19 protein-coding genes are annotated in these 24,392 nt (G+C 61.5%); 14 read left to right on the top strand and 5 right to left on the bottom strand.

Translation table 11 applies throughout. From position 1 onward, the window contains the following. Window positions 1-72 precede the first annotated feature (72 nt). The 3 genes from N8H71_RS01775 to tpx form a co-directional block, all read right to left on the bottom strand. A complete protein-coding gene (locus tag N8H71_RS01775; protein ID WP_262192497.1) occupies window positions 73-3,168 on the bottom strand; it encodes an MdtB/MuxB family multidrug efflux RND transporter permease subunit in 3,096 nt (1,031 codons plus the stop codon). Further along, window positions 3,165-4,472: an MdtA/MuxA family multidrug efflux RND transporter periplasmic adaptor subunit gene (locus tag N8H71_RS01770; RefSeq protein ID WP_262192496.1), complete on the bottom strand. Its 1,308-nt coding sequence runs from the start codon at window positions 4,470-4,472 to the stop codon at window positions 3,165-3,167. Before N8H71_RS01770 ends, N8H71_RS01775 begins: the two co-directional genes overlap by 4 nt. A gap of 175 nt (window positions 4,473-4,647) precedes the next feature. Next, window positions 4,648-5,148 carry a thiol peroxidase gene (gene tpx, locus N8H71_RS01765; RefSeq protein ID WP_007955056.1) on the bottom strand — a complete coding sequence of 167 codons (501 nt, stop codon included), beginning with the start codon at window positions 5,146-5,148 and terminating at the stop codon, window positions 4,648-4,650. Window positions 5,149-5,419: 271 nt separating this feature from the next. Here tpx and N8H71_RS01760 point away from each other — a divergent pair, with 271 nt between their 5' ends. Next, window positions 5,420-5,845 carry a YciI family protein gene (locus tag N8H71_RS01760; RefSeq protein ID WP_262192495.1) on the top strand — a complete coding sequence of 142 codons (426 nt, stop codon included), beginning with the start codon at window positions 5,420-5,422 and terminating at the stop codon, window positions 5,843-5,845. 54 nt (window positions 5,846-5,899) lie between these two features. Here the strand turns inward: N8H71_RS01760 and N8H71_RS01755 are convergent, their stop codons facing one another. Continuing rightward, complete coding sequence (locus N8H71_RS01755; RefSeq protein ID WP_262192494.1) at window positions 5,900-6,103, bottom strand: cold-shock protein; 204 nt, start codon at window positions 6,101-6,103, stop codon at window positions 5,900-5,902. Window positions 6,104-6,520: 417 nt separating this feature from the next. On the opposite strand from N8H71_RS01755, the gene N8H71_RS01750 reads away from it, so the two are divergent. The 13 genes from N8H71_RS01750 (at window position 6,521) to N8H71_RS01690 (ending at window position 23,502) form a co-directional block, all read left to right on the top strand. After that, window positions 6,521-7,897, top strand: coding sequence for a DUF1254 domain-containing protein (locus tag N8H71_RS01750; RefSeq protein WP_262192952.1), 1,377 nt, complete (start codon window positions 6,521-6,523; stop codon window positions 7,895-7,897). Window positions 7,898-7,909: 12 nt separating this feature from the next. After that, window positions 7,910-8,860 carry a SphA family protein gene (locus tag N8H71_RS01745; RefSeq protein WP_262192493.1) on the top strand — a complete coding sequence of 317 codons (951 nt, stop codon included), beginning with the start codon at window positions 7,910-7,912 and terminating at the stop codon, window positions 8,858-8,860. 38 nt (window positions 8,861-8,898) lie between these two features. Beyond that, window positions 8,899-9,879, top strand: coding sequence for an AAA family ATPase (locus N8H71_RS01740; RefSeq protein ID WP_262192492.1), 981 nt, complete (start codon window positions 8,899-8,901; stop codon window positions 9,877-9,879). Between the two features lie 8 nt (window positions 9,880-9,887). Then, the gene (locus N8H71_RS01735; RefSeq protein ID WP_262192491.1) at window positions 9,888-10,826 is read left to right on the top strand and encodes a DUF58 domain-containing protein; all 939 of its coding nucleotides are present in this window, start codon (window positions 9,888-9,890) and stop codon (window positions 10,824-10,826) included. Next, window positions 10,823-11,410, top strand: a complete 588-nt coding sequence (locus N8H71_RS01730) for a DUF4381 domain-containing protein (RefSeq protein ID WP_262192490.1) — start codon at window positions 10,823-10,825, stop codon at window positions 11,408-11,410. Before N8H71_RS01735 ends, N8H71_RS01730 begins: the two co-directional genes overlap by 4 nt. Then, window positions 11,397-12,389, top strand: coding sequence for a vWA domain-containing protein (locus N8H71_RS01725; RefSeq protein ID WP_262192489.1), 993 nt, complete (start codon window positions 11,397-11,399; stop codon window positions 12,387-12,389). Before N8H71_RS01730 ends, N8H71_RS01725 begins: the two co-directional genes overlap by 14 nt. Window position 12,390: 1 nt before the next feature. Further along, window positions 12,391-13,971: a VWA domain-containing protein gene (locus N8H71_RS01720; RefSeq protein ID WP_262192488.1), complete on the top strand. Its 1,581-nt coding sequence runs from the start codon at window positions 12,391-12,393 to the stop codon at window positions 13,969-13,971. Continuing rightward, window positions 13,968-15,383, top strand: a complete 1,416-nt coding sequence (locus N8H71_RS01715) for a heme exporter protein CcmD (protein ID WP_262192487.1) — start codon at window positions 13,968-13,970, stop codon at window positions 15,381-15,383. Before N8H71_RS01720 ends, N8H71_RS01715 begins: the two co-directional genes overlap by 4 nt. Next, entirely contained in the window at window positions 15,380-16,402 is a 1,023-nt protein-coding gene (locus N8H71_RS01710; protein WP_262192486.1) for an HAD family hydrolase, read from the top strand. Before N8H71_RS01715 ends, N8H71_RS01710 begins: the two co-directional genes overlap by 4 nt. 73 nt (window positions 16,403-16,475) lie before the next feature. Beyond that, window positions 16,476-18,050, top strand: a complete 1,575-nt coding sequence (locus N8H71_RS01705) for an arylsulfatase (RefSeq protein ID WP_262192484.1) — start codon at window positions 16,476-16,478, stop codon at window positions 18,048-18,050. Between the two features lie 209 nt (window positions 18,051-18,259). Further along, on the top strand, window positions 18,260-20,764 hold the full coding sequence (locus N8H71_RS01700; RefSeq protein ID WP_262192483.1) for a fused MFS/spermidine synthase: 2,505 nt from the start codon (window positions 18,260-18,262) through the stop codon (window positions 20,762-20,764). A gap of 99 nt (window positions 20,765-20,863) precedes the next feature. Further along, a complete protein-coding gene (locus N8H71_RS01695; protein ID WP_262192482.1) occupies window positions 20,864-22,510 on the top strand; it encodes a J domain-containing protein in 1,647 nt (548 codons plus the stop codon). Beyond that, window positions 22,507-23,502, top strand: coding sequence for a YiiG family protein (locus N8H71_RS01690; RefSeq protein ID WP_262192481.1), 996 nt, complete (start codon window positions 22,507-22,509; stop codon window positions 23,500-23,502). The genes N8H71_RS01695 and N8H71_RS01690 overlap by 4 nt, the downstream gene beginning before the upstream one ends. Window positions 23,503-23,546: 44 nt before the next feature. Here the strand turns inward: N8H71_RS01690 and N8H71_RS01685 are convergent, their stop codons facing one another. Next, entirely contained in the window at window positions 23,547-24,218 is a 672-nt protein-coding gene (locus N8H71_RS01685) for a DUF3313 domain-containing protein (protein WP_262192480.1), read from the bottom strand. Window positions 24,219-24,392: the final 174 nt, after the last annotated feature.

Below are 24,392 nucleotides of genomic sequence, written 5' to 3'. Positions count from 1 at the left end.
CGACACGGGTGATAAATGACCCACCGCTTTCGCGAGCAAGCTCGCTCCCACAGGGGTTATGTGCCAAGACAGTCATACCGCAACCTCTTCAGCATTGGTTTTGCCGAAGCGCCGGCCGAGACGATCGAAGTACAGGTAGATCACCGGCGTGGTGAACAGCGTCAGCACCTGACTCACCAGCAGCCCGCCGACCATCACCAGACCCAGCGGTTGACGCAATTCAGCGCCGGAACCGGTGGCCAGCATCAACGGCACCGCACCGAACAGCGCAGCCAGCGTGGTCATCAGAATCGGCCGGAAGCGCAACAGCGCCGCCTGATAAATCGCCTGCTCCGGCGCCATGCCCTGGGTGCGTTCGGCGTCGAGGGCGAAGTCGATCATCATGATCGCGTTCTTCTTCACGATACCGATCAGCAGGATGATGCCGATGATCGCGATCATGCCCAGGTCGTTGCCACTGAGCAGCAACGCCAGCAAGGCCCCCACCGCCGCCGACGGCAAGGTCGACAGAATGGTGATCGGATGAATGTAGCTCTCGTAAAGAACACCGAGCACGATGTACATGGTCACTACTGCCGCCAGAATCAGCAGCAAGGTGCTCGACAGCGACGCCTGGAACGCTTCGGCTGCGCCCTGGAACTGGGTCTGCACGCCGATCGGCATGCCGATGTCCTTCTGCACCTGCTCGATGATGTCCACCGCATGCCCCAGCGCCACACCGGGCGCGAGGTTGAACGACATCATCACCGCCGGGAACTGACCGATGTGGGTGATCGCCAGTTGCGCCTGCCGTTCCTCGACGTGGGCCAGACTCGACAACCGCACCTGACCGCCATCGGTGGTCTTGACGTGAATCTGATCCAGCGCCTGCGGGCCGATTTTCTCTCCGGCCTGAGCCTGCAGCACCACGCGGTACTGGCTGGCCTGGGTGTAGATGGTCGAAATCTGCCGCTGGCCGAACGCGTCGTACAGCGCATCAGTGATGTTCGACACCGACACGCCCAGCCGTGAAGCGGCGTCGCGATCGATCACCAGGAACACCTGCAAACCCTTGTCCTGCAAGTCACTGGCGACGTCGGTGAGTTCCGGGCGCTGAGCCAGGGCCTCGACCAGACGGCCGCTCCACAGGCTGAGCAATTCGGAATCCGGCGAGGACATGCTGAACTGATACTGGGTACGGCTGACACGGTCTTCGATGGTCAGGTCCTGCACCGGCTGCATGAACAGGCGGATGCCCACCAGTTTGTCCAGTTGCGGTTGCAGGCGGGCAATCACTTCAGTGGCGGTCAGATCACGCTGGCCGTGGGGCTTGAGGTTGATCAGCAGTCGACCGCTGTTGAGCGTGGCGTTGTCACCGTCGACACCGATGTAGGACGACAGGCTTTCCACCGCCGGATCTTCCAGAATCACCTTGGCCAGCGCCTGCTGACGCTCGCCCATCGCGGCAAAGGAAATCGACTGCGGTGCTTCGGAAATGCCCTGGATCACCCCGGTGTCCTGCACGGGGAAGAAGCCCTTGGGCACCACCATATAAAGGAACACGGTCAGGGCCAGCGTGCCGACGGCTACCAGCAAAGTCAGCGGCTGGTGCTTGAGCACCCATTGCAACTTGCGCCCGTAAGCGGCGATCATCCAGTCGATGAACGCACCACTGGCGCGGTAGAAACGGCCCTGCTCATGTGCTTCCGGCTCACGCTTGAGCAGACGCGCGCACATCATCGGCGTCAGGGTCAGCGAGACCACCAGGGAAATCAGGATCGCCACCGCCAGGGTGATGGCGAATTCGCGGAACAACCGCCCCACCACATCAGCCATGAACAGCAGCGGAATCAGTACCGCGATCAGCGACAGGGTCAGGGAAATCAGGGTGAAACCGATCTGCTTCGCGCCCTTGAGCGCGGCCTGCATCGGGCTGTCGCCCTCCTCGATGAAGCGCGCGATGTTTTCCAGCATCACGATCGCATCGTCGACCACAAAACCGGTGGCGATGGTCAGGGCCATCAAGGTCAGGTTGTTGACCGAGAACCCGGCCAGGTACATCACGCCGAACGTACCGATCAGCGACAGCGGCACGGCCACCGATGGAATGATCGTCGCGCTGGCACGCCGCAGGAACAGGAACGTCACCATCACCACCAGCGCGATGGCGATCAGCAGTTCATGCTGCACATCGGTGACGGAGGCACGGATGGTCTGGGTACGGTCAGTCAGGACAACGACGTCGAGACCGGCCGGCAGGTTATCGGTAATGCTTGGCAGCAGCGCCTTGATCCGGTCGACCACCTCGATCACGTTGGCACCTGGCTGACGCTGGATGTTCAGCAGAACGGCCTGATTCTGGTTGGCCCACGCGGCCAGACGCTCGTTCTCGGCGCCGTCGACGATCTGTGCGACATCCTTGAGCCGCAGCGGCGCGCCGTTGGCGTAGGCCAGGATCAGGTTGGCGTAGTCCTTGGGCGAGGTCAGCTGGTCGTTAGCGTCGAGCATCGACACCCGAGTCGGTCCGTCGAAGTTACCCTTGGGCTGGTTGACGTTTGACGCGCTGATCAGCGTACGCACGTCCGACAGGTTCAGGCCGTTGGCCGCAAGTGCCTCCGGATTGACCTTGATCCGCACCGCCTGACGCTGACCGCCGGCAATGCTGACCATGCCGACACCGCTGATCTGGGCAATCTTCTGCGCCATGCGCGTATCGACCAGATCATTGAGTTTGGGCAGCAACATGGTTTTCGAGGTGATCGCCAGGGTCAGCACCGGGGTGTCCGCCGGGTTGACCTTGTTGTAAACCGGCGGTGCCGGCAAGTCGGTCGGCAGCAGGTTGGTCGCGGCGTTGATCGCGGCCTGCACCTGCTGTTCGGCGACGTCCATGTTGATGTCGAGGCTGAAACGCAAGGTCAGCACCGAGGCACCGCCGGAGCTGGTCGAAGCCATTTGCGTAAGGCCCGGCATCTGCCCGAACTGGCGTTCCAGCGGCGCAGTGACGGCACTGGTCATCACGTCCGGACTGGCGCCCGGATAAAGGGTCATGACCCGGATGGTCGGGTAATCGACCTGCGGCAGAGCCGAAACCGGCAGCAGGCGATAGGCGATCAGACCGGCCAGCACGATGGCCAGCATGCTCAGCGTGGTGGCGACCGGGCGGAGGATGAACAGACGCGAAATGTTCATGCGCCCTTCTTGGCCTTGTCGGTCACGGTGGCGTCAGGCGCGGTGGCGGCGGACTTGCCTTGCAGGTGTTCGGTCGGGGTGGTCGGTACGTCCTTGCTGTCGTTGACCACTTCCACTTCGCTGCCTTCCTTGAGGCGGTCGGTGCCTTCCAGCACTACGCGATCGCCAGCGGCGAGGCCTTCGGTGATAACGGTGTGTTCGCCGTCGCTGGCGCCGATCTTCAACTGGCGGATGGTGACCTTCTTGTCGCCGTCCAGCGCGTAGACGAAGGTGCCGTTGGTGCCGAACTGAATGGCGGCCGACGGCGCCAGCACCACTCCTTTCAAGGTGTCGGCCAGCAAGTGCACGTTGACGAACTGGTTGGGGAACAGCGACTGATCGCGGTTCTCGTAGCGCGCCTTGAATTTGAGGGTGCCGGTGGTCACGTCGATCTGGTTATCGAGGCTTTGCAGCACACCGGTAGCCTGCAGTTTGGTATCGCCGCGATCCCAGGCTTCAGCGGGCAGTTTGGCGCCGCTGCGGTAACGGGCGAGCACGGTTTCCAGGCTGTTTTCCGGCAGGGTGAAGGCAACGCTGATCGGTTGGGTCTGAGTAATGACCGCGAGGAATGTGGTGTCGTTGGCTGCCACGAGGTTGCCGACGTCGAGCTGACGCAGGCCGACGCGACCGGCAATCGGTGCGCGGATCTTGGTGAATTCGAGATTGAGCTTGGCGTCGTTGACCGCCGCCTGATTGGTTTTCACCGTGCCGAGGTACTGGCCGACCAGCGCTTCGGCGGTGTCCAGCGTCTGCTTGGCGATGCTGTCTTCCTTGTACAGACCGCGATAGCGCTCGACATCGACCTGGGCATTCTTCAACTGAGCCTGATTCTGCAGCAAGGTGCCTTCAGCCTGAAGCAAGGCGTTCTGGTACGGACGCGGGTCGATCTCCGCCAGCAGGTCGCCGGCCTTGACCATTTGCCCTTCCTCGAAATAGATCTTCACCAGTTCGCCACCAACCCGGCTGCGCACATTGATGGTGTTGAGCGCCGTCACCGTGCCCAGCGCCTTGTAGTACAGCGGGAAGTCCCCGGTGACTGCCGGCGCCACGCGCACCGGAATCGGCCCGGCCGCCCCGCCGAAGCCCGGACGCATCATCCCCGAACGGCCGGTGTGGCCGGCCTGCGCCTTCTCGCCGCCCTCCTTGTGGGTCGAACCGGCGGGCCAGAATTTCCAGCACAGACCGGCGATGACCAGCAGGACAAGCAGGCTCAACAGCCAGCGACGGGAGTTTCGGGAAGACGATTGCATGGAGTGATTAACCATTGGGCGCGTGGGCTTCTTTTACGGGAGGCTGAACGATAAGCACTGGTGGGGATTTAGCAAAGCAGCTTTACCGGCAATTTACCTTCCACTTACGTTTCAAGGTGTGAGGCAAAACACTGATACACAAATGAAAACGGCCTGGACAGGGCCAGGCCGTTAACAATTGTAAAAGCGCTTACTTGAGAACGGACAGCGCCGCTTCGTAGTTAGGCTCTTCTGCAATTTCCTTGACCAGTTCGCTGTGCAGGACGTTGTCGTTTTCGTCCAGAACAACCACAGCGCGGGCGGTCAGGCCTTTCAGCGGGCCGTCTGCGATGGCCACGCCGTAGTTCTCGATGAACTCGGCGCCGCGCAGGGTCGACAGGTTTTGTACGTTTTCCAGGCCTTCGGCGCCGCAGAAGCGAGCCTGAGCGAACGGCAGGTCAGCCGAGATGCACAGCACAACAGTGTTGCTGATGTCGTTGGCCTGAGCGTTGAACTTGCGTACCGAAGTGGCGCAGGTCGGGGTGTCGACGCTTGGGAAGATGTTCAGCACTTTGCGCTTGCCGGCGAAGTCTTTCAGGGTGACGTCGGACAGATTGCCGGCTACCAGGGAAAAGGCTGGCGCCTTGGAACCGGCTTGTGGCAGTTGGCCGTTGACTTGAACCGGGTTGCCTTTGAGCGTGACTTGAGCCATGAACGGAGTCCTTCTTAACGTTGTTGGGAAAGCATGCAAGAGGCGGAAGTTAACCACGAAATTGTCCGACGACCTATGCCTGAACCGAAATTGTCATGTACTGGCACACAGAACTGGATACAACCCTGTGCCTGACGAAGACAGACACATTCCGAATGAAGGTGATGCTTGTTAAAACTCGAGTCTGCATCTTTTCTTCAACGACCTGTCGATTCCGACCCGAGCCGTTCGACTAAGCCATGAATCCTTCACTCATCCGCGGAGAAACACCATGCGCTTCATGATCATTGTCAAAGCCAGCCACGACTCCGAAGCCGGCGTGATGCCCAGCGAACAATTGCTGACCGACATGGGCAACTACAACGAGGAACTGGCCAAGGCCGGCATTCTGGTTTCAGCCGACGGCCTGCACCCGAGCAGCAAAGGCGCCCGTGTGCGCTTCAGCGGAGAAAGCCGCAGCGTGATCGACGGCCCGTTCGCCGAGACCAAGGAGCTGATCGCCGGCTACTGGATCTGGGACGTGAAGTCGAAAGAAGAGGCTATCGAATGGGTCAAGCGCTGCCCGAACCCCATGCCGGGCACTGAATCGGAAATCGAGATTCGCCAGGTGTTCAGCCCGGAAGATTTCGGCGCCGAATTCACCCCCGAAGCACGCAAACAGGAAGAACGGATCCGGGAAATGGCGAAGAAGAACTGATGCGGGTTGCAGGGCGAGGAACACAATCCTCGCCCCGCGCCCACGCTGAAAATGCTAAATCAGCTGGATATTGACGGCTTCACGACCGCCCTTGCCATTTTTTTCATCATAGGAAACCCTCTGTCCCTCACTAAGGGATTTGTACCCTGAACCTTGGATCTCTTTGCAGTGTGCAAACACGTCCGGCCCTCCCCCATCCGGAGTAATGAACCCAAACCCTTTTTCTGCACTGAACCACTTTGCGGTTCCAGTCGCCATTTTCCACCCTCCTCCACCGTTCATGAGCGAGCCTCATCGCACCACTCGACGCTCAACGGCATCAAACGCTCGTTCAATCCGCTCGACAACTGACACATCTGACAGGGTGTAAATATTCCCAGTAGTAGCGACGCAACGCGTGAAAAGTGATCCTGCGTACAAAACCAAAGAATTAACCCCTTTGACTGGCTAACCCCCGATTAACTGCTAGCTTCAACAGACATGTCCTACAGGCTTGATAAGAAAGGGATTACGTCGTAACGGCCAAGAAGTGCCGAGTCGTCCACTGAGCCACCAGGGAACCGGGGAATCATGTCCAAGAGCAATGGGGTCAGCACCTTTTGGTCGGCCAGCGCGCTGACGTCCGTCTTCAACGGCTGCTTGAAAATGCTTGTTAAAGCCGCCGGCTACGGCGTGATGAGCATGTTTGTCAGTTGCGGCGTCGGCGCCCAGGGTTTCACCGCCAACCCTGAAGACGCCCGGGGCATCGCCAAGGAAGCCTATCTATACGGTTTCCCGGTGGTGGAGATGTACAAGACCCTGTATGCCCAAGCGATTGACCGCAAAAACCCGAACTACAAGGTTCCACTCAATACCCTCGCCAATATCGGCAAGACCTTCACCCCCAAAGACACCGCGATCATCACCCCGAATGCCGACACGCCCTACTCGTTCGTCTGGATGGATCTACGTGCCGAGCCGCTGGTTCTCACTTTGCCGCCCATCGAGGAGCACCGTTACTACTCGGTGCAACTGATCGATGCCTACACGCAGAACTTCGCTTATCTGGGCACACGCAGCACGGGCAACAACGGCGGACATTTCATGATTGCCGGCCCCGACTGGCAAGGGCAGCAGCCGGTGAACATTGATCGACTGCTGCGCAGCGAGTCGAATATCACCTACGCGATCTATCGCACGCAGCTGCTCAATGAAAAGGATCTGCCTGCACTCAAGCAGATTCAGAAAGGCTACAAGGTTCAGACGCTGAGCCAGTACCTCAAACAGAAACCCCCCGCGCCGGCCCCGAAAGTGAACTGGCCGAAACCGGTACCGGACATGAGCGACAGTCCGGATCTGTTTCGTTATCTGAATTTCATGCTCACCTTCGCTCCGGCGCAGGATGTCGAGAAAGACCTGCTGGCACGATTCGCCAGAATCGGTGTTGGCGCCGGCCAGCAGTTCGACTCGAAGAAGCTCAGCGCCGAACAACGCCAGGCACTGGAGGATGGCATCAGCGACGCCAAAGCCGAATTCGCGCAACTCAAAAAAGACAAGATCGACACTCATGAAGTCAGCAGCGGCGCCTTCTTCGGCACCCGCGATCATCTCGCCGGCAATTATCTGTACCGCTACGGCGGCGCCAAACTGGGGATCTTCGGCAACTCTGCCGAGGAAGCCCACTACATCAGTTATTTCGTCGACAAGGATGGCCAGCCACTCGACGCCTCGAAACACGCTTATACCCTGCACTTCGATAAAGGTGCCCTGCCTCCGGCCGACGCTTTCTGGTCGCTGACGATGTACGACGGCAAGACACAGTTGCTGGTGGCCAACCCGCTGAATCGATATCTGATCAACTCGCCAATGTTGCCGGACCTCACATTAGATGCCGATGGCGGGCTGACCCTTTATGTCAGCCATGAAAACCCCGGCAAGGGCAGACAGACCAATTGGCTTCCGGCTCCCGATGGACCGTTTTATGGCGTGTTGAGGCTCTATCTGCCCAAACCGCAAGTGGCCAGCGGCGAATGGAATACCCCGCCGCTGATTCCCACCGCCCCACAACAATAAGCGGAGTCATTCATGCTCAAGCCTTGTGTCATGCGCCCGTTGCTCGCGCTGTGCATGATCGGCAGCCCGTTGGTGTATGCAGCCGAGGGTGGCGTCGGTCGGCCGATTACCGGCCAGCAGGTTTTCTCCAACGCCGGTGTGATTCCGCCGGCGCCGGGCTGGGTGATGTCCGTGACCAGCATCTGGTACGACGGTGATATCAAGGGCAGTGGCGGCGCGCCGATTTCCGGTGAGGTCAGTGCCGGAATCGACATGAAAGTCTCCTACACCATGGCCAACCTGACCCATGTCTGGGACACCGGCAAAGGTCGATGGAATTACGCCTCAGCCATTGGCGTGCCCGTGCAGTACACCGACATCGATGCCGCCGTCACCGGCCCGCGCGGACGCACCCTCGGCACCAGCGACTCCGGCACCCAGTTTGCCGATGCGCTGATCACGCCGATTGCCGCCGGTTACCACTTCGACGAGCTCAACCACATCGCGTTTTCGCTGCCAATCTACGTACCGACCGGCGCCTATAACGATGATCGTCTGGCCAACGCCGGGCAGAACAACTACACGTTCATGCCCACCGTGGCGTTTACGCATCTTGATGGCAAGGGCGGCGAATTCACCCTCTCCGGCAACCTGCAGTTCTACACCGAGAACAAGGCCACCGATTACCGCACCGGCGACATCTTCACTCTTGAAGCGTTGTGGACTCACGGCTTCGGCAATGGCTGGAACGCCGGTCTGGTCGCCGGTTATGTCCAGCAGGTCAGCGACGACAAGGGCGACACCGCCGACAGCCTCAACGGCTTTCGCGGTCGCTCGGTCGGTGCCGGACCGAGCATCGGCTGGAGCGGCAAATTCGCCGATGCCCAGGCCAACGTGAGCGCGCGCTGGGTGCCGGAGTTCGACACCAAGAACCGCCCTGAAGGTAACGGCGTTTCCGTGAACCTGACCTTGGCGTTTTTCTAGACCGTTGATGTTTTGTATCAGCCACAAAGGATTGATCCATGACTGCACTCACCGACCTCAACGCCCTGCAAGCCAGCATCGCCGAAGCGGTGCTCGGCCAGGATCAGGTGATCCGGCAGATCCTGCTCGGCCTGCTGGCCAACGGGCATCTGCTGCTGGAGAGCTTGCCGGGGCTGGCCAAGACCCGCACGGTCAAGGCGCTGGCCAAGCATCTGGACGCGAAGATGAGCCGCATCCAGTTCACCCCCGACCTGCTGCCCTCGGACATCACCGGCGCCGAGGTGCTGCACCAGGTCGAGGGCAAGAACGAGATCCGCTTCCAGCCCGGCCCGCTGTTCGGCAACCTGATCCTCGCCGACGAAATCAACCGTGCGCCGGCCAAGGTGCAGGCCGCATTGCTCGAAGCCATGGAAGAACGGCAGATCACCGTAGCCGGCAACAGCCATGCGCTGCCGGAGCTGTTCATAGTGGTCGCCACTCAGAACCCGATCGAACAGGAAGGCACCTACCCGCTGCCGGAAGCGCAGATGGACCGGTTCCTGATGAAAGTCCTGCTGGACTACCCCAGTGCCGACAATGAAAGCCAGGTGCTGCGCCTGTTGCGCGCCGAAGAGTTCGCCCAAGGAGCCAACACTGCACCGACCAAGGGTTTCGAACTGGCGCAGGACGTGATCTTCGCCGCGCGCAAGGAGGTCAGTGCGGTGCACGTATCCCCCGCCATTGACCGCTATCTGATCGACCTGATCAACGCTACCCGCCATCCAGCGGATTACGACGAAGACCTTGCCCGCTGGATCGCCATCGGCGCCAGCCCGCGCGGCGGCATCGGCCTGGATCGCTGCGCCCGCGCCGATGCGTGGTTGCAGGGGCAGGACTTCGTTTCGCCGGACAACGTGCGCGCCGTAGTGCACCCGGTGCTGCGTCATCGTCTGCAACTGAGCTACGACGCGGTGGCCGATGGCGTCAGCGCCGATCAGGTGCTGCACCGGATCCTCGACAAAGTCGCCATTCCGGCCTGAGGTCTGTTATGGAAACCGCCGACGGGCTGGTCTATGTCTCTCTCGCGCAATTAATGGCGCTGGAGTTCAAGGCCCGTGACCTGAGCTTTCTCGCCCGCCAGCCCCAGGGCAGCATCCTCGCCGGCAACCATGCTTCGCGCCTGCGTGGCCGGGGTTTGAATTTCGATGAGCTACGGCGTTACCAACCCGGTGACGACTTGCGCCACCTCGACTGGCGCGCCTCGTTGCGCACCGGCAAACCGGTGGTGCGCACCTTCACCGAAGAGCGCGACCGCCCGGCGCTGATCGTGGTCGATCAGCGCATGTCGATGTTCTTCGGCTCGCAACGCAGCTTCAAATCCGCCGTCGCCGCCGAACTCGGCGCACTGGCGGCATGGATGGTGTTCCATGCCGGCGACCGGGTTGGCGGGCTGGTGTTCAACGATCAACGCATCGACAGCATCGCGCCGTTGCGCAGCCGCAAACGGGTCGAAGCGCTGCTGAGTCGCATCGCCCAGCAGAATCAGGCACTCAACGCCGGCAACCCGGACGCCGAAGACGAGGATCAACTGGACAAGGCCTTGCAGCGTTGCCTCGCGGTAGCCGGACACGACCATCTGATCTGCATCGTCAGTGATTTCGCCGGCGCCGGCGAGCGCACCTTGCAGTTGATGCGGCAACTGGCGGCGCACAACGATGTGATCGCCCTGCAGGTCTACGACCCTATGGCGATGAAGCTGCCGAGCGACGGCCGCTTGTTGGTGACCCAAGGCCAGTTGCAGGTAGAGCTGGCGGTCGAGAAACGCAGCGTGCACCAGCCATTGGGGGATTTCCTCGGTGGTCGGCTCAAGGACGTCGCCACCCTGCTGCGCCGCAGTCAGGTGCCGTTGATGATGTTCAGCACCGCCGAAGAAGCGCATCAGCAATTACGCGCCGAGCTTGGTAAATCCACGGGTTCGACGCGATGAATCCGAACGTTCCGGACATCGGACAGCTCAAGGAGCTGGGCCTGCCTGCGCCGGTGAGCTACGCACCGCAGACATGGGGCTGGTGGGTGTTGCTGACGGTTCTGGTGCTGGCGGCGGTGTTGATCGGTGTGCGGCGTTATCGGCAATGGCGACGGGATGCTTATCGGCGCGAAGGCCTGGCGCGTCTGGCGCATTTGCGCAGCCGCAGTGATGACTTGAATGCCTTGCGCGAGTTGCCGGAATTGCTCAAGCGCGTCGCCCTTTCAATGCCGAGCTGCAATCCGCCTCCTGTGGGAGCGAGCTTGCTCGCGAAGGGGCCATTCCAGTCGACATTTCCTTTGACTATGACGACCTCTTCGCGAGCAAGCTCGCTCCCACAGGATCCGGCGGCGCTCGAAGGACTGGATTGGCAAAGCTTCTTGCAGCGGCACTGCAAAAAGCCGCTGCCGGCGGATTTGAGCGAACAACTCTCGCAACTCGCCTATGCCCCCGACGACACGTTGCGCGCCCTGCCCGCGCCGCAGCGCCAGGCACTGTTCGACACCTGCCGACTCTGGGTGGAGCGTCATCATGTGGCAGCTTGATTACCCATGGCTGTTGCTCCTGCTGCCGCTGCCGTGGCTGGTCTTGCGTTACCTGCCCACCTACCAGGAAGCGCGAAGCGCCGTGCGGGTGCCGTTTTTCGGCGCCATGAGCCGCGCCGTCGGCGAAACACCGGCCAGCACAGGCACCCGCAGCAATCACTCGCAACTGTGGCTGAATGCGCTGGTGTGGGCCCTGTTGCTGGTGGCCGCCGCGCGCCCGGTGTTTGTCGAAAAACCCATCGAACGCCAGCAACCGGTGCGCGACCTGATGCTCGCCATCGACCTCTCGCAGTCGATGGAGACCGAGGATTTCACCAACGCCGCCGGCCAGAAAATCAATCGTCTGGCCGCCGTCAAAGAGGTCGTGCAAGGCTTCATCGACAAGCGCAAGGACGATCGCCTGGGCCTGATCGTGTTCGGCAGCGGTGCTTATCCGCAGGCGCCACTGACCCTCGATCACGCCAGTCTGTCCCTGTTGCTGGAAGACACCGGCATCGGCATGGCGGGCCCCAACACTGCGATCGGCGATGCGATCGGTCTGAGCCTGAAGCTGCTGGACAAGGCCCATGAACAGGAAAAAGTCCTGATCCTGCTCACCGACGGCAACGACACCAGCAGCGCGATCACCCCGGACCATGCTGCTGAGATGGCCGCCGCCAAAGGCGTGGTGATTCATACCATCGGCATTGGCGACCCCAGTGCTTCCGGCGAGGCCAAGGTCAATCTGCAGAGCCTGCAACAGATCGCCCAGGCCACCGGCGGCCAGTTCTTCCGCGCCGAAGACCGCACCGCGCTGGATCAGGTCTACAGCACCCTCGACCGGCTCACGCCGCATCAAGTCAAAACCCTCAGCCATCAACCCCAGCGCGAATTGTTTTACTGGCCGCTGGGCGCGGCGCTGGTGTTGCTGACCCTGTATCACCTCGGCGCGCTGCTGCGCCCAAGGTTGGCGGTTGCACGTCAGCGGCAGGAGGTCTGAGATGGAAATCAATCTCGGCGATTTCCACTTCCTGCGCCCGGTGTGGTTACTGCTCGCCCTGCTCGCGGCGCTCTTGCCGTTGATCTGGCGACGTAGCCGTGATTTGCAGCGGCGCCTGCGCGGCAACATCGCCGAGCATCTGCTGCCGCACTTGCTGGTCACCCCGCAGGATCACCAGCGCCTGCGCCCGGTGCATTTGCTGTGTGCGTTGCTGGTGCTGGGCGCCGTGGCGGCAGCCGGGCCGACCTGGGAACAGGATCGGCCGGACTTTCTGGAGAATCGCGCGCCGCTGATCGTGGCCGTCGACCTGTCGCCGTCGATGGACGCCAATGATGTTCCGCCAACGCGCCTCGAAGCCGCCAAACACACCCTTCATGACCTGATCCAGCGCCGCGCCGGTGCGCGCACCGCGTTGATCGCCTACGCCGGCAGTGCCCATCTGGTGTTGCCGGCGACCGATGATCCGGCGTTGCTCGACAGTTTCATTCAGGCACTGGGAACCGGGTTGATCGACAAGCCGGGCAAGAATGTCGGCGCCGTGATCGATCAGGCAAAGCGCCTGCTGGAAGCTGAGAAAACCCCGGGCAGTCTGCTGTTGATCACTGACGGCGCAGACACCACACAGCTCGAGGGTCTGGGCAAACAGTTGCAGGGCACTGCGCTGCAAGTGCTGGTGCTCGCAGTGGGCAATCAGGACGGCGGGTTGATTCAGGATGCGAGCGGCCAGCCGCGCACCGACAGCAACGGTCGCCCGGTGCTGGGCAGTTTCGACCCGGCGGCGATCAAGCAACTGGCCTCGGCACTCGACGCGCCGCTGGGCAGCCTGACGCTGACGAACGACGATCTGGACTGGGTCGAACTGCACGCGCAACAGCACTTTCAGAGCGCCAGCGCCGAACAGCAGGAATTGCACTGGAAAGACGCCGGCTACTGGCTGTGCTGGCCGTTGTTGCTGCTGGCCTTGTTCAGCGTACGCAGGAGTTGGAGCGTGAACTGGATGCCGGCGCTGGCCCTCGCCGTGGGTCTCGGCTGGCCGTCAGCGCCGGCGCAGGCCAATACCCTGACCGACGCGTTCTTCACCCGCGATCAGCAAGGACGCTGGGCCTTTGAGCATGAGCACTTCCCGCAAGCGGCGGCGCTGTTTGTCGATCCGTACTGGAAAGGCGTCGCGGCCTATCACGCCGCCGACTTCGATCTGGCGCTAGCGACCTTCGCGCGGCTGGACACGCCCCAAGCGTATTTCTATCTGGGCAACATCTACGTGCGTCGCTTCAAGTTCGATCAAGCCATCGCGGCCTATCAGCAGGCATTGAAGCTGCAACCACAATTCCCGGAAGCCACGGCCAACCTGGCGCTGGCCATCGCCCTGCAAAAAGACACCGAAAGCGCCGAACAGAACGCCCCCGAAACCAAGCCGGACGAAGTCAAGTTCGACAAGACACCGGGCAAGGGCCAAAGCAAAGCGGTGACCACAGAACAGGCGACGTCGGATGCGTTGTGGCTGCTGAACCTCACCACCTCACCGGCGAAATTCCTCCGGCAGAAATTCAGCTTGCAGGATCAGGCGGAGGCCCGCCCATGAACCGCGTCGCGCCCATCGCGAGCAAGCTCGCTCCCACAGAGGTTCTGCAGCTTCGCAAATTTCATTGTGGGAGCGAGCTTGCTCGCGAAGAGGCCAGCCCACTCATCACAACTTTCATTGCATTGATCGCCAGTTGCCTGTTCGCAACAAATGCCTTTGCAGCTGAACCCCAACTCAAAGTCCAGGCCCAGCTGCAACCCGCCGACGGGATCAAGGTCGGCGGTCTGGTGGAGCTGCAACTCGACGTCCTCACCGACACCTGGTTCACCAGCGCCGCCACCCTGCCCGAGCTGAAACTTGATGGCGCGCTGGTGATGCCACCGGACGGCCAGGCCCAACATCTGAACCAGACCATCGACGGCCAGGCCTTCAGCGGTCTGCGCTACAGCTACCTGATCACGCCCAATGCCACCCGGACCTTCGACATTCCTGCGCTGACCGTACGCGCCACACCCGGCCAGGCCACCGCTGAGATCAGCGCCCACAGCCAGCCACTGCAATTCAGCGTTTCCCAGCCACCCGGCTTCAATCCTGGGGAAACGCCACTGGTGGCGACCGGGCTGCGCTTCAGCCAGACCGTCACCCGGTCGGCCACCCCGCTGAAAGTCGGCGACAGCCTCACCCGTCAGTTGAGTCTGCAAGCCGACGGTGCATTGGCCATGGCTCTGCCGGTTCCCGCGCTGACCGAAGTCAAAGGACTGAGCCGTTATGTAAAAACGCCGCAGGTCAGCAACCTCGATGACGGGCGCGGCGATGTTCTCGGCGGTCAGCGCATCGACAGCGTCAGCTATCGCATCGACACCGCCGGTGCCCACACCCTGCCGGCCATCGACGTGAAATGGTGGGATTCGCAAGCGCAACAGATCCGTACAGCACAAGTTCCGGCAGTCACCTTCGAGGCCAGCGCCGACAGCGCCCACAAACCGGTGTTCTCGATCACCGAGGATCTGCGCCAGCTCGGCCAGAACCATCGCCTGCACCTGTCTACCCAGGGTTTCATCTGGCTCGCCGTGCTCGTCGCATTGGGCGTAATCGGTTATCTCGGCCGGCCCGCTCTCAGCCGTGCGCGCCGTCAATGGCAAGAGCGCCAGCTTGCGCGGCAACAGGCCCGCGAGCAATCGGCCGACTTTGCGTGGCAACAGGTCGCCGGGCAACTGGCCGGGCAACCGCCGCAGTTGACGGCCCTGTACCTGTGGCTGCGGCGCTGCGGTCTGGGCTTGAAACTGACCAACGCCGGGCCGCGCCTGCAAGGACTGTTGCGTGGGCTTTACGGTCGTGAACCGACCGCAAATCCGGCACTGGACCAACTTCGCCAATCCTTGTCTACGCTTCAAAATCAGGCCGAGCCGCAGACCCGATCGGCCCCGGCCCTGCGCCCGCTCAACCCCGTTCACGAGAAGGATTTCCCATGAATGATCCGATGCTGCACAGCCGTCGTTTTGGCCTGGTCCTGGTGGTCACCCTGTTGCTGCCTCTATGGGTGCAAGCGAGCGAACCGCTGCCGTCATGGAACGACGGTCCGGCGAAAAAGCACATCGTCGAATTCGTTCAGGCCATCACCGATCAGGGCGGCAAGGACTTCGTCAAACCCGCCGAACGGATTGCCGTGTTCGACAATGACGGTACGTTGTGGAGCGAGCAACCGGCCTATTTCGAAATCCTGTTCGCGCTCGATGAAGTCAAACGCACGGCACCACAGCACCCGGAATGGAAAACCACTCAGCCATTCAAGGCAGTGCTGGAAAACGATCACAAGGCCCTCGCCGCTTCAGGCATGGACGGCATCATGAAAATCGTCGCCGCCACTCATTCGGGGATGACCACCGAAGCGTTCGAGGACTACGCCAAGACCTGGCTGACCCAGGCCCGTCATCCGAAAACCGGTAAACCCTACACCGAGATGATCTTCCAGCCGATGCTGGAAATGCTCGACTACCTGCGCAGCCAGGACTTCAAGACCTACATCGTCTCCGGCGGCGACACCGGTTTCATGCGTGCCTTCGCCGAGAAGGTCTACGGCATCCCGCCGGAACAGGTGATCGGCACCACCTTTGTGACCGCGTTCGAATACAAGGACGGCAAAGCGTCCATCGTGCGCACCGCCAAACTCGCGCACAACGACGACGGCCCGGGCAAACCGGTGAGCATCGATTCGGTGATCGGGCGTCGGCCGATCCTCGCCTTCGGCAACTCCGACGGCGACCTGCAGATGCTCCAGTGGACCGCCGCCGGTCCCGGCAAGCGCTTCATGGGTCTGGTGCACCACACCGACGCCAAACGCGAATGGGCCTATGACCGCAAATCCGATATCGGGCGCCTGGACAAGGCCCTCGACGAAGCAAATTCCCGAGGCTGGACCGTGGTGGACATGGCGACCGACTGGCGCCGGATCTACCCGTTCGATCCGCCCGTAGCCGAGCAAGTGCAATAACAAAAGCGTGACGCAGGACTGCAGCAAACGTTTGTCGCACCACACGACCCCCGTTGCCAAAGGAGCTTGTCACATGACTCGCATACGCAAGTGGATACCGAAACTCGCCCTGGTGGCGACTTCGGTGATGGCGCTATCGGCCACCGCCGTAGCCGCCGACAAACCCAACATTCTGGTGATATTCGGCGACGATATCGGCCAGACCAACATCAGTGCCTACTCGATGGGCGTGGTCGGCTACAAGACGCCGAACATCGACCGGATTGCGAAGGAAGGCATGATGTTCACCGACTACTACGCGGAGAACAGTTGCACAGCCGGACGCTCGACCTTCATCACCGGACAGTCCGCGCTGCGTACGGGCCTGTCCAAAGTGGGCATGCCCGGCGTTCCGGTCGGGTTGCAGGCCAGGGACGTAACCATTGCCCAGGCGCTGAAAGCCAAAGGTTATGCAACAGGCCAATTCGGCAAGAACCACCTCGGTGACAAAGACGAATACCTCCCTACCAACCACGGCTTCGATGAGTTTTTCGGCAACCTTTATCACCTCAATGCCGAAGAGGAGCCAGAGCGTCCTTACTGGCCAAAAGACGATGCAGATTTCGTCAAGCAAGCATCGCCGCGAGGCGTGATCCACAGCTTTGCCGACGGCAAAATCGAGGACACCGGTGCGCTGAACAAAAAGCGCATGGAAACCATCGACGATGAAACCACCGCCGCCGCCCAGGCGTTCATCGAGAAACAGGCCAAGGCCGACAAACCGTTTTTCGTCTGGATGAACACCACCCGTATGCATGCTTTCACGCACGTGCGTGAGTCCATGCAGGGCCAGAGCGGCATGCCCGGCAACGAGTATGCAGACGGCATGCTCGAACACGACGGCGACGTGGGCAAACTGCTCAAGACCCTCGATGACTTGAAAATCACCGACAACACCATCGTGGTCTACACCACCGACAACGGCCCGAACCAATGGTCCTGGCCGGACGCGGCGACCACCCCGTTCCGCAACGAGAAAAACTCCAACTGGGAAGGGGCTTATCGCGTTCCGGCAATGATTCGCTGGCCGGGCAAGGTCAAGGCCGGTGAAGTGTCGACTCAGATGTTCTCCGGTCTGGACTGGTTCCCGACATTGCTCGCCGCCGTGGGTGATACCGACATCAAGGATCGATTGCTCAAGGGCGCGGACGTCGGCGGGAAGAACTTCAAGGTGCACCTAGACGGTTTCAACCAGTTGGACTACCTGACCGGCAAGACCGACAAGAGTGCGCGTGACGAGTTCTACTACTTCAACGATGACGGTGAACTGGTGAGCATGCGTTACAAGGACTGGAAGTTCGTCTTCTGCGAACAGCGCGCACCGGGCGGTTTCAAAGTCTGGAGCGAACCGTTCACTTGCCTGCGCGTACCGAAGATTTTCAACCTGCGCATGGATCCGTATGAACGCGCCGATGTGGTCTCCGACCAATACTTCGACTGGCTGGCGAAAAACGACTACCTGATCTTCCAGGGTATAAGCCGATCCGCCAAATTCCTGCAGACCTTCGTCGATTACCCGCCGAGCCAACGTCCGGCGAGCTTCAGCATCGACCAGGTCCGCGCAGACGTGGACAAGAAAATCGAGGAGAAAATGAAAGCGGCCAAGTAAGCCTGCATGACCGCCGCTCGCCTTCGTTGGCGAGCGGCACTGTTTTCGGCTTGTGACCGAGGTGGCCCTATCGCTGGCAAGCCAGCTCCCACAGGGTTTTCAGTCGTACACAACATTTGTGTTCACTAGAGATCCCTGTGGGAGCGGGCTTGCCCGCGATGAGGCCCGCACAGTCGCAGCCATTCTTGAACCGGAACAAGGCCAACTGCATGTCCTCACGTGTCGCCAGCAAATCCCCGGCCCACCCCGTCCCGCACACCGCCACCGCGGCGTTGCTGGTCCCCGCCCTGCTCTTGTGCATCTCCGGCGCTGCGGCGCTGGTTTACCAGGTGCTGTGGATCAAGCAGCTGTCGCTGGTGGTCGGGGTCGAAGTCTATGCGATCACCACCGGTATCAGCGCCTTCTTTGCCGGGCTCGCACTGGGCGGCTGGCTGTTCGGACGCTGGGCGGATCGACTGAAACAGCCGGTGTTGCTGTATGCCGGGATGGAAGTGCTGGTGGCGGTGCTGGGCGTCGTCGCGACCTTTGCCATGAGCGTGGCAGCCAGCCCGTTTGCCTGGTTGCAGGAGCATGTCGGACTGTTCGCCTGGCTGCTGCCGTTCCTTCTGGTGGGCGCTCCGGCGGTGTTGATGGGCGGCACGTTGCCGGTGCTGGTACGTTCGCTGGCAGCCAGTCCGGGCAAGGCCGGCGGTCAGTTGTACGCGGCGAACACTCTGGGCGCGATTGCCGGCACGCTGCTCGCGGCGTTCCTGCTGATCGCCACCCTCGGCGTGCGCGGCAGTGCGCTGGCCGCCGCGATGCTCAACCTGCTGGCCGCCGCCGGTGCGCTGGGCTGGCAACGCCTGCGTCCGACGCCGGTCGAAGCGCCGGTCAAACATCACGCCGAAAAGGCGCCGGATCGCACCGCCCTGTGGCTGTATTCCATCGCTGGTGGCGTGGCCCTCGGCTACGAAGTGGTGTGGTCGCAGTCGATCGTGCAGTTCATGAGTACCCGCACCTACGCGTTTGCCGTGGTGCTGGCGACGTATCTGGCCGGGTTGTTTCTGGGTAGCGCCCTGCTCGCCCGTCGTGTCGAACGGATTCGCGATCCGTGGGGCGTGTTCGGCCTGCTGATCGCGGGCGCGGGATTGATCGCCCTGCTGGAAATCGCCTTGCTCGGCCGCTGGCTGGTGATCGCCCAGAGCCAGGCGGAAATCTGGCTGTTGACCCAGGGCGCCAGTGAACTGGCCGGCATGAGCGCGCGTTTTGCCGTGGCGGCGCTGGCCATCGTGTTTGTTCCGACCCTGCTGCTGGGCGCGGCATTTCCGCTGGCCCTGCGCTTGAGCGTTGGTCACGAGCGCATCGGTCGTGATGTCGGCGCGGTGGTGGCGTTCAACACGCTGGGCGGGATTGTCGGGGTGATGCTTTGCGGTTTCGTGCTAATCCCGCTGCTGGGGCTGGTGCGCACGCTGGGCCTGCTGGCGATCATCGCCGCCGGCATCGGCTGGTTCGCCGTGCGAAAGGGCCATGGCGTGAAGAAAGGCCGGCGTCAGGCGGTGGTCGCGCTCGGGCTGTTGTCGGTTGCATTGGCGGTGCTGACTCCAGTTAACAAACTCGCCAGCCTGCTGCCCGGCGCGCGCAACGGAACGCTCGCTTTCTATGAGGAAGGACGCGGCGGCACGGTGGCGGTGGTCAGCCAGGGAACTGGCCGCAATGCCTTCCAGCGTTTGTATATTCAGGGTGTTTCGAACACCGGCGATGCCATGCCGTCTCTGCGCTACATGCGCATTCAGGCGCTGCTGCCGCTGTTGATCCACAACGGCGAACCGCGTTCGGCGCTGGTGATCGGTTTCGGCACCGGCATCACCGCCGGCGCGCTGCTGCGCTATCCGGGGCTGGAACATCGGGTGGTCGCCGAATTGCTGCCGTCGGTGATCAAAGCCGCGCCGCTGTTCAAGGGCAACTTCAACGCCGCCAGTGACCCCGGCGTCGATGTGCGCCTGCGTGACGGCCGTCAGGAACTGCTGCGCAGTCCGCAGACCTACGACCTGATCACCCTCGAACCGCCACCGCCCTCCGCTGCCGGCGTGGTCAACCTGTATTCGCGCGACTTCTACCAACTGGCCGCCAGCCGCCTGGAAAAACAGGGTCTGGTCGCACAATGGCTGCCGCTGCCGACCCAGAACATCGATGACTCGCGTTCGCTGGTGCGCAGTTTCCTCGACGTGTTCCCCTACGCGACGCTGTGGACCAGCGAGTTCCACGAAATGCTGCTCGTGGGGTCACTGACGCCCATCGAACTGGACGCCGGAAGAATCACCCAACGCCTGCAACAGGATAGCGTGCGCAGCACCTTGCAGGACGTCGGCATCGGCTCGGCGGCAGCGCTGCTGTCGACCTGGGTCACCGACCGCGCCGGGCTGGAACGTTTTGCCGCCGGCGCACCAGCAGTGACCGACGACCAGCCGCGCATCGAGTACGCGCCGTGGGTTCGCACCAAGGAAATCACCCGTGTGCTCCCGGCGTTGCTGGATCTGTACGTCGCGCCGCCCCTGGTGAACGCCGACGCCGGGTTCGAGGAACGCATGCAAGCCCACCGCCAGCGCCTGATGCAGTTCTACCGTGCCAGCCTGCACGCCTATGACGGCGATCGCGATGCCTGGGGACGGGACATCCGCGAGGTGATGCGCGGGGATGGCGGCAATCCGTATTTCCGCTGGTTCGTCGGCGACTGAGCAACACATGGAGGACTTTTCGACGCGAAACAGGTAGGGTGCGAAATATCATAATGCCATCATCGGATCGCGTCGCAGTTTTATGGAGTTGTTATCGCAATGAGTTGCTGGACCGTCCTTGGCCTTTCGGCCGACGCCGAAGTGCGCACGATCAAACGCCAATATGCCGTCCTGCTCAAACAGACCCGTCCCGATGATGATCCAGAGGGATTTCAGCGGCTGCGCGATGCCTATGAGCAGGCGCTGGCGTACAAGGAATGGCAGCAATATCACGAGCAGAATCAGGACGAAGAGCAGGATCAGGGCATTGAAGAATCCTGGGACCTGAGCGGCCTGACCGTGGTCGAGGTCGATGCCCTGCAACTGGCGACCCGCTCACTGGACGGGCTGAGCGTTGAGGAGCTGAAGCGTCGCCATACCGTCGCCCTCGAACAAGGCTGTGCGCACATCTTCGAAGACACGCTGCTGCATCACTGCATCGAGCACCCCGAATCCTCCGATTCGCTGGTGGACTGGGCGGTTCCGACCTTTTTCTGGTTCAGCGCCTGGCAACGCCTGGAGCTGGATGAGGAATCAATCGAGCTGTTGCTGGCCCGGCAGCGCACGCGTATCACGCAACCCATGCGTGATGCCCTCGAACAGGAAGACGTTGACGGATTTCTCCAGGCCTACGCCCGTTGTGCACACTTCACATGGCTGACAATCGAACAACATCAGAAATGGTTCGACCATGCCCTGAGCCATTTACTGCTGGATGCACCGGTCTGGTACCCCGAGATTTTCGAACGGGTGCGCGCCGGTCAAGGCTGGCACGCCAGCACGGCAAACCCCTGCCCTGACGACGAATGGCAGCGCCTGCTGGCTCGAAAAAATGCGCCGTTTTTCCTGGCTCGTCAGCAACAGCTCGCCCTGGAGCCGCCCGCCACCCCGGAACACCGAGCCGCCCGCCTGCTGCTCGGCACCGGCTCGTTCAGCGAACGCCGCGCATTGGCCCGGCGCCTGCGTACAGAGGACTGGGCGCAGTGCCGGCAGTTGAGTTCGGCGTTGTACGCCAACCATCCCGACGTCTGCGCGCAATTCCCCGGCGGGACTGCGTTTTTCTGGCGCGACTGGGAACTGACCTTCAACGAATGGCCGACCTATGTGGCTGTCGTGCTGGCCTGCCTGATCGGCTCGTTCGCCCATTACATTCCCTTGGGCTTGCGGATCACCGGACTGGTCAATGTCTTCATGTTCACGACGGTGGCATTCGGCGTCGTCGTGGCCGGGCTCAATTGGCTGGTGCATGGTGTTGCCCATCGCCTGTGGTGGCTGGACGACAGTCTGAGTGCGCGTCTGTGCTTCGGTTACTTTAAAGACTCGCCACCGTTCGGGGTGCTGCGCGATCTCGTGCCCTGTGCGTTGGTGGTTGCCGGGCTGAGCTGGTTTCTCAGTCCGATTGCCGGCGCCGTGTATGCCACCACCCTGGTGATTTTCGGACTGGTGCGCCGCAGGCAAGTCAAACCGCACACACCTTGGGAAGAAACCGGTGCACTGCGAAAATTCGGCCTGTCGATGCTCGGTATCGGGGTGTTGACGATTGTCCTTGGCGTGTTCAACCACATCGCCAGCCAAGGCACGGTCAATCGCAATCAGGGTCTGCAACCCTGGACCGAACGCTTGTGCAGTCGTCTGCCGGCCACCACCACCGAATGCAGTGCACCGGCCACCGTTGAACAGTGGTACGGCAAGGAAGCGCGACCATGAGTTCGAAAATGCTCTTCCCGATCGGGCTGGTCATCGCGCTCGTTGTGATGGGTTTGACGGGGGCGACCCGTCCATTTCTCCAGTTTGATCTGTGGCTGGATGAACTCGACTCGCCGATCACCGCCCAGACCAATGCCCTGAGCCCGCTCATCACCTGCGTCAACCGGGTCGACGTGCAATGGCGGGTGGCCTACGACCGCTACAAGAACCCGCAGCCGCCTGAACCACGAACCCCGCAGTGGTTTCTCAGCCTCAAGGCGTTCGATGACAGCGATGCGTTCACGGTGCAAGACATACAGCGGGACGTCTGCTCCCCGGGCATCACCCAAAAACTCGAGATTCTGAAGTTTCAACCGATGTTGGCACAAAAAGCCGATGCGTACGTGCGCACACTCCAATATGTCACCACGGTGGTGCCGCCCACCCGGTATTACCGGGAAGCGAGCTTCCTTTCCTCGTCACAGCAACCGTCAATGGAAGAAAGCGCCACGATCAAACGTGCTGCAGAAGAGTACGACAGCGCATCGACGGCCCTTCGGCAGGCCTTGCTGCCACTGGACGCGGCGCAGCGTCCCGAACAGCTCAAACGGCTGGAAGCCCGGATGGGCAAAGACATTCACTGGTATCTGCTGGCTTATATGATTCAGGCCCGGGAAACCGTCGACGTCCTTGATCAAGCCATGAAAAACCGCACGCTTACGCCGCAATTGCTCGCCGACACCACAGCGAAACTGCAGCAGGCCTGGGATCGCCGGGAGCCCTTTCTCGCAGCGCCGTACACCGCTTTTCAGTCAAAGACCGATGCTGCGCGAGGCCTGTGGCTGCACATCGGCGTGCCCGGAACTGAATACCTGGAGGCGTTGAACACCTTGCAAAAGGATTGGCAGAACCACGCCGAGCCCCAGCGTTTGAGCGATGACTTCCACGCGGTCACCCGCAGCTACGACGGCCTGCTCAGCCATTACAATCGCCGGGCCAGAGCCGAGTTTTGAGGACAAGCATGCCGGATCGCCCTGAGCGATCCGGCTGCCGTTTCTTACTTGGACTTGAGCTTGACGTAGGACTGATGCACGTCTGACGCCCAGCCATCGATCACGCTTTTCACGTCATCGGCTTTCATCACCTGCGAATCGTTTTCCAGCGGCTTGCCGGTGCCCTTGCGCACCACCTGGGCCACGACCTTGTTGTTGCCGCCATCGAGGAACACCGCCTCGGTCGCCAGCGTGGTTTCCTGATCGCGAATGCCGCTGGCGGTGCTGACCGCCGCTGCCACCAGGGCAATCGGGATCACTTCATAGGCATGCAGACCTTCGGTCTTGCTGCTCACGGCGGTGATCGCCGCCCGTACCACAATCACACCTGGCCCAGGGCCCGACGCCAACGGCAGGGATTTGCCCAGTTCACGTTTGAGCGCCTGATCGTAATAGCTGGTGATGCCGTTGAGGGTCTGTTGCGGGATCTTCGCGGTCGGCTGCGGCTTCGGATAGAGCTGGGTCGGTTCGATGTAGACGCTGGTGAATTTTTTGATATCGAGTTTCGGGTCCATCCAGCGCATCACTTCAGCCCCGGATGGCGACTTGGCCTCCCTGAGCTGACTGTAGTCCTTGAGGAAGCCTGAGTATTCATCTGGAGCAACTGTTTTGCTGGAGCAACCCACCACGCCCAGCGTGGCAATGCAGAGGGTGCTCATCATTACGGCTAGCTTCATGCTGTAACTCCTTTCGGAAGGCCGGATGTATTGCATTGGGGAATTACAGGTATAGCTAATACCGAGCGTTTTGCGATCCACAATCACAATATTCACGCGATGCCGGGATTGGCCATTTGACAGATGCAGGCCGGACAGCAAAGCTGGATCAAGCTTGAACGCGCGCCCGACGGC

This window comes from Pseudomonas koreensis, assembly GCF_025447595.1.
Classification (GTDB): domain Bacteria; phylum Pseudomonadota; class Gammaproteobacteria; order Pseudomonadales; family Pseudomonadaceae; genus Aquipseudomonas; species Aquipseudomonas koreensis_H.
Note: the sequence above shows the minus strand (reverse complement) of the source record. Positions and strands in the feature narration are given on the sequence as shown.